5 protein-coding genes, 1 tRNA gene and 1 pseudogene are annotated in these 5,740 nt (G+C 72.6%); 2 read left to right on the top strand and 5 right to left on the bottom strand.

Annotation, left to right across the window (positions count from 1 at the left end):
• Both VIP82_RS04095 and VIP82_RS04100 read left to right on the top strand, forming a co-directional pair.
• Positions 1-238, top strand: a pseudogene (locus tag VIP82_RS04095) (large exoprotein); the annotation flags it as partial.
• A 66-nt stretch (positions 239-304) separates the two neighbouring features.
• Positions 305-377 (top strand) — tRNA-Ala (locus VIP82_RS04100).
• Positions 378-467: 90 nt separating this feature from the next.
• Here the strand turns inward: VIP82_RS04100 and VIP82_RS04105 are convergent.
• The 5 genes from VIP82_RS04105 to hemQ all read right to left on the bottom strand — a co-directional run bounded on the left by VIP82_RS04105 (position 468) and on the right by hemQ (position 5,428).
• Complete coding sequence (locus tag VIP82_RS04105; RefSeq protein WP_331906013.1) at positions 468-1,382, bottom strand: macro domain-containing protein; 915 nt, start codon at positions 1,380-1,382, stop codon at positions 468-470.
• Positions 1,383-1,525: 143 nt separating this feature from the next.
• A complete protein-coding gene (locus tag VIP82_RS04110) occupies positions 1,526-2,860 on the bottom strand; it encodes a glutamate-1-semialdehyde 2,1-aminomutase (RefSeq protein ID WP_331906014.1) in 1,335 nt (444 codons plus the stop codon).
• Positions 2,857-3,783, bottom strand: a complete 927-nt coding sequence (gene hemB / locus VIP82_RS04115; RefSeq protein ID WP_414684609.1) for a porphobilinogen synthase — start codon at positions 3,781-3,783, stop codon at positions 2,857-2,859. Before hemB ends, VIP82_RS04110 begins: the two co-directional genes overlap by 4 nt.
• 47 nt (positions 3,784-3,830) lie before the next feature.
• A complete protein-coding gene (gene hemC, locus VIP82_RS04120; RefSeq protein WP_331906016.1) occupies positions 3,831-4,748 on the bottom strand; it encodes a hydroxymethylbilane synthase in 918 nt (305 codons plus the stop codon).
• Positions 4,745-5,428, bottom strand: a complete 684-nt coding sequence (gene hemQ, locus VIP82_RS04125; RefSeq protein ID WP_331906017.1) for a hydrogen peroxide-dependent heme synthase — start codon at positions 5,426-5,428, stop codon at positions 4,745-4,747. The genes hemC and hemQ overlap by 4 nt, the downstream gene beginning before the upstream one ends.
• Positions 5,429-5,740 lie beyond the last annotated feature (312 nt).

Raw genomic sequence — 5,740 nt, forward strand, 5'->3', positions numbered from 1 at the left:
GTCGCGTGCCGCGGCCGTGCTGGATGCCGAAGCCGCCCGCGCAGCCCTGCGCCAGGCAGCTCTCGAGCAGGCCATGCTGGCCCGCGCAGAGGCCCAGAAGCCCCCGTCGATCGACACCGCCCGCACGGCGCGCACCGCCTCGGCGGAGTCCGAATACGCCCGCATGGGATACGTCGACGACGCCGAGATCGAGGCCCACGTGCGGCAGCTTCTGACCCGTCGCGCAGCCGGCGAATAAGCCCGCTGCGAGGCCGCCGTCGATTCGGGACGGGCATCGAACCGTGATAGTGTTTCTGAGGTTCACGGGCCTGTAGCGCAGTTGGTAGCGCGCCTCGTTCGCATCGAGGAGGTCAGGGGTTCGATTCCCCTCAGGTCCACCGGAAGAAGGCCCCCGCCACGGCGGGGGCCTTCTGCTTTTCCCCGATCGGCTGCGCTTTTCTGCGCGGCGTGCTCGGCGGCCTGCGGCGTCAGCGCGGCGGCGCCGGGTACCGCAGGCCGCTGCCCCAGCCGATCTCCCAGCCGGCGCTGTCGTCGAAGTAGTCCGCGAACGAGACCGGCAGAGCGTGCTCCGGTTCGACCGCTGCGAGGAGGCCCGCCAACCATGCCGCGTACTCGGGTGCGTCGTGCGTGGCGGCCAGCCGGGGGAGTGCCCGCAGGATGAGCTCGGCGACATCGTGCGGCGTCGACATCGCGTCGACGGTGCCGCCGGCGAACTCGGTCTCGGCGCCCGACGTGTAGTGGACCGTGGCGTCCGGGTCCGCGGCATCCGACAGCACGATCCGGTGATACATGCCCGACGGGGCGACGCCCGGCGACACCCGCAGCCGGTGGAAGCCCCGGCGGTGCAGTTCCCGCACGCCCTGCAGGATGCGCACCGATGTCGTCATGAGCAGCGCCGACGCGATCTCCTGGTGCGCGGACTCGTCGTGCGCGACGAGCCGCACCTCGTCCACGGCCGGGCGCGCAGCGGCGATCGTGTCGATGGCGGTGGTGATCGCGGCGCGTCGAGGCCAGGCGTAGATGCCGGCGCTGATGAGGGGGAATGCGACGCTTCGTGCACCCACGTCGGCGGCGACCTCGAGCGAGCGGCGGTAGCAGGACTCGAGGAGACCGCGATCGCGCTGCCCGGCGCCGAAGTTCGGACCCACCGTGTGCACGACCCAGCGTGCCGGCAGGTCGCCTGCGGTGGTCCAGCCGGCGTCGCCGGTGGCGAGTCCATTCGGGAAGCGGACGATGCAGTCCCGCAGGATCTCGCGTCCGCCGGCGCGGTGGATCGCTCCGTCGACGCCGCCACCGCCGCGCATGGCGTTGTTCGCCGCGTTGACGATGGCGTCCGTCGTCTGGGTGGTGATGTCTCCGTGAACGGCGACGAGCGTGGTCATGGCTCCATCATGCGTCAGCAGACGCGGTGCTCCGGTGCCCAGATCAGGGCGATTTGGCGCCTGCAGGGCGTCTCGGCGCCGATCAGCCTGTGCACGCCGGATCACCTGTTGTCGGCAGACGACGATCTCAGCGCGCGACGGCGTCAGTCGGGTCGAGCTTCGGCGGCGGCCCGGGCGGCGGCCGGCAGCGCGTCGACGATGCGCCCCACCGCGGCGTCGTCGTGGGCCGACGACACGAACCACGCCTCGAACACCGACGGCGGCAGCGAGACGCCCTGCGCGAGCATCGCACGGAAGAACGGCGCGTAGCGGTACGCCTCCTGCGCCTTCACCGTGTCGTAGTCGACGGGCGGCGTCGCGGCGAACTGGATCGAGAACAGGTTGCCCGAGCGCTGCACCACGTGGGTCACGCCGGCTTCGGAGAGGGCGGATGCCGCGGCATCCGCGATCGTCGTCGCAGCGGCGTCGATGCGGGCGTAGGCGTCCGCGTCGAGGTGGTCGAGGGTGGCGCGCCCGGCCGCCACGGCGAGCGGATTGCCGCTCAGCGTGCCGGCCTGGTAGACGGGGCCGAGCGGGGCGAGCAGCTCCATGAGCGCCGCCGAACCGCCGAGCGCCGCCAGCGGCAGGCCGCCGCCGACGACCTTGCCGAACGTGATGAGGTCGGGGGAGAAGGGCACGGGGTCGATGCCGTACCAGCCGGCGGGGCCGACGCGGAAGCCGGTCAGCACCTCGTCGAGGATCAGCAGCGCGCCGTGCGCGTGCGCGATGTCGGCGAGGGCCGCGTTGAAGCCGTGCGCCGGCGGCACGATGCCCATGTTGGCGGGTGCCGCCTCGACGATCACGGCGGCGATGTCGTCTCCGCGGGCCGCGAAGACCTCGCGCACCGCCTCGAGGTCGTTGTAGCGAATCACGAGCGTCTGCGCGGCGATGGGGGCAGGAACTCCCGCCGAGCCCGGCATCGCCAGCGTGGCGACGCCCGATCCGGCCTCGGCCAGGAGGCCGTCGGAGTGGCCGTGGTAGTGCCCGGCGAACTTCACGATCAGGTCGCGCCCGGTCGCGCCGCGCGCGAGACGGATCGCGGTCATCGTCGCCTCGGTGCCGGTCGACACCAGTCGCACCCGCTCGATCGGGTGCGTCGCCGTTTCTCCCCGTTGCTGAGCCTGTCGAAGCACGCGGCCGGCGATGAGCTCGGCGAGCTCCGTCTCGCCGGGCGTGCTCGCGCCGAAGCCGAGCCCGTGGGCCGCGGCATCCTGCACCGCCTTCACGACGGCGGGATGCGCGTGACCGAGGATCGCCGGGCCCCACGAGCCGACGAGGTCGACGTACTCACGGCCCTCGACGTCGGTCACGTACGGACCCGTCGCCGACACGAAGAACCGCGGCGTCTCGTGCACGGAGCCGAACGCGCGCACCGGCGAGTTCACTCCGCCGGGCATCGCGCCGCGGGCGCGGGCGAATTCCTGCTCGTTGGTCGTCATCGGATCCACTCCGCAAGTTCGAGGGCCCAGTAGGTGAGCACGGCGTCGGCACCGGCGCGGCGGATGCTGATGACCGACTCCTCGATCGCACGGCGCCGGTCGATCCAGCCGTTCGCCGCGGCGGCCTCGATCATGGCGTACTCGCCCGAGACCTGATACGCCCAGACGGGCACGGGGCTAGTGGCCGCGGCATCCGACAGCACGTCCAGGTAGCTCATCGCGGGCTTGACCATCACGATGTCGGCGCCCTCGGCGAGGTCGATGTCGAGCTCGCGCGCGCCCTCCCGGCGGTTCGCGGGGTCCTGCTGGTAGGTGCGGCGGTCGCCCTCGAGTGACGACTGCACGGCCTCGCGGAACGGGCCGTAGAAGGCGGAGGCGTACTTCGCCGCGTAGGCGAGGATCGGGGTGTTGGCGAAGCCGGCGTCATCGAGCGCATCGCGCACCGCGGCCACCTGGCCGTCCATCATGCCGGAGAGGCCGAGCAGCTGCGAGCCGGCTTCGGCCTGCGCCACGCCCATGTCGCGGTAGCGCTCGAGCGTGGCGTCGTTGTCGACGTCGCCGTTCCCGTCGAGCACGCCGCAGTGGCCGTGGTCGGTGAACTCGTCGAGGCAGAGGTCCGTCTGCACGACGAGCGCGTCGCCGGCCTCGGCGGCCGCGATGCGGGTGGCGACATTCAGGATGCCGTCGGGATCGGTGGCGCCGGAGCCCGTGGCGTCCTTGTGCTCGGGCACACCGAACAGCATGATGCCGCCGATGCCGGCGGTCGCGGCATCGGCCACCGCCTGCTTCAGGCTCTCGGTCGTGTGCTGCACGACGCCCGGCATGGACGAGATCGGCACAGGCTCGGTAGCGCCTTCGCGCACGAACATCGGGAGGATCAGGTCGGCGCGGTGCAGCCGCGTCTCGGCGACGAGGCGTCGCATCGCCGGGGTGGCGCGCAGGCGGCGGGGGCGGTCGGGCGGGCTGTACGTCACGGGCGTTCTCCCGTCAGGCCGGCGGCGCCGGCATCGAGCAGTTCACGGGCGACGGATGCCGCGACCTCGCGCGGCGGGTCGCCCTCGTCCTCGGGCCACGTGGTGGCATGCGAGGACGTCAGGGCGGTGGCGCCGTCGAGACTGTAGACGCGTGCCGACAGCAGCAGCAGTCCCGCGTCGACGACGGCGCGGGCTCCGACGGGCGCGGAGCATCCGGCCTCGAGCAGGGCGAGCACCTCGCGCTCGGCCTCCACCGCGGCACGGGTCTCGGCGTGGTCGAGCGCGCTGACGAGATCCTCCTCGCCGCGGCGCACCTCGATCGCGAGAGCGCCCTGGCCCGGGGCCGTCGGCCAGGAGTCGGCGTCGAGGTAGTCGGTCACGACCTCGGTGCGGCCGATGCGGCGGAGTCCGGCGGCGGCCAGGATCACGGCATCCAACTCCCCGCTGGTCACCTTGCCGAGGCGGGAGTCGACGTTGCCGCGGATATCGACGACCTCGAGATCGGGACGCCGCGAGCGCAGTTGCGCCATGCGCCGGGGTGAGCCGGTGCCGACGCGTGCGCCGGCGGGGAGCGTGGCGAGGGTGAGCCCGTCGCGCGCGCAGAGGGCGTCGCGGGGATCTTCGCGAGCCGGGATCGCGGCGATCACGAGCTGGTCGTGCGGCGCCGTGGGGAGGTCCTTGAGCGAGTGCACGATGACGTCGCACTGGCCGGCCAGGAGCGCGTCGCGTAGCGCGCCGGTGAAGAGCCCGGTGCCGCCGGCGCGGGAGAGCGGCTCGTTCGAGCGGTCGCCGTCGGTGGTGATCGTGACGAGTTCGGTGGTCACGCCGGTCGCGTCGGCGAGGTCGTCGGCGACCATGCCCGTCTGAGCCAAGGCGAGTTTGCTGCCGCGCGTGCCGATGCGCAGGGTGGTCACGAGAGCACCTCGGCGATCTCGTCGAGTCCGACCCGGCGGCCGGTGTAGAACGGGACCTCTTCGCGCACGTGGCGGCGGGCCTCGGTCTGGCGGAGGTCGCGCATGAGGTCGACCAGCTCGACGAGCTCGGGCGCCTCGAGCGCGAGGATCCATTCGTAGTCGCCGAGCGCGAACGACGCCACCGTGTTGCTCAGGACGCTGCGGTGCGCCGCGCCCTTGCGGCCGTGGTCGGCGAGCATCTGGCGACGCTCCTCGTCGGGAAGGATGTACCAGTCGTACGAGCGCACGAAGGGGTACACGGTGAGCCAGGCCTCGGGGTCTTTGTCGCGCATGAACGCGGGCAGGTGGCTGGCGGTGAACTCGGCGTCCCGGTGCACGCCCATCGCGTTCCACACCGGCACGAGCGAGGCGAGCGGCTCGGCGCGGCGCAGCGTCCGCAGGGCGGACTGCAGGACCTCGGGGGCGACGCCGGTGCCGGTGAGCCAGACCATGAGGTCGGCGTCTGCGCGCAGGCCCGACACATCGTAGAACCCGCGGACGGTGACCCCGGATGCCTCGACCTCGGCGACCGCGGCCGTCAGATCGCCGGCGGGCGCCGGGCGCTGAGGATCGCGTCGGAACACAGCCCACAGGGTGTAGCCGAGGGTTTCAGTGGAGGGGCTCGCCGAGACATCGGTCATGCTCCTATCCTTTCACTCCTCGCGCGGAGCGTTTCCGGTGCCGCCGATCCCGGCATCCGCCGTCTGCCGTGCTCGCGGGCGCTGCGTGCCACCAGGTCAGGTGACGCGACGGTCGCAGGACGTTTCGGCCGGAATCGTCCTGGGCTCGTGAAATCGCCTGACCCGGTGGCGACGTCCGCGGGGCGGGTGGCGGGCTCAGCGTGCGAGCAGCTCGGAGGCGGTGCGCTCGGCGTGGGCGATCAAGCCGGCGAGGCCCGACCCGGCGACCGTCTCACCGACGACCGTGAGGCCGACGGGCGGGGTCGCGCCGGC

Origin of the sequence: Microbacterium sp. (assembly GCF_036566905.1) — a bacterium.
GTDB lineage: Bacteria > Actinomycetota > Actinomycetes > Actinomycetales > Microbacteriaceae > Microbacterium.

Excerpts from the sequence above, each read along its gene's own strand:
- VIP82_RS04105 (WP_331906013.1), bottom strand. The coding sequence starts at position 1,382 with ATGACCACGCTCGTCGCCGTTCACGGAGACATCACCACCCAGACGACG.
- VIP82_RS04110 (WP_331906014.1), bottom strand. The coding sequence starts at position 2,860 with ATGACGACCAACGAGCAGGAATTCGCCCGCGCCCGCGGCGCGATGCCC.
- hemB (WP_414684609.1), bottom strand. The coding sequence starts at position 3,783 with ATGCGACGCCTCGTCGCCGAGACGCGGCTGCACCGCGCCGACCTGATC.
- hemQ (WP_331906017.1), bottom strand. The coding sequence starts at position 5,428 with ATGACCGATGTCTCGGCGAGCCCCTCCACTGAAACCCTCGGCTACACC.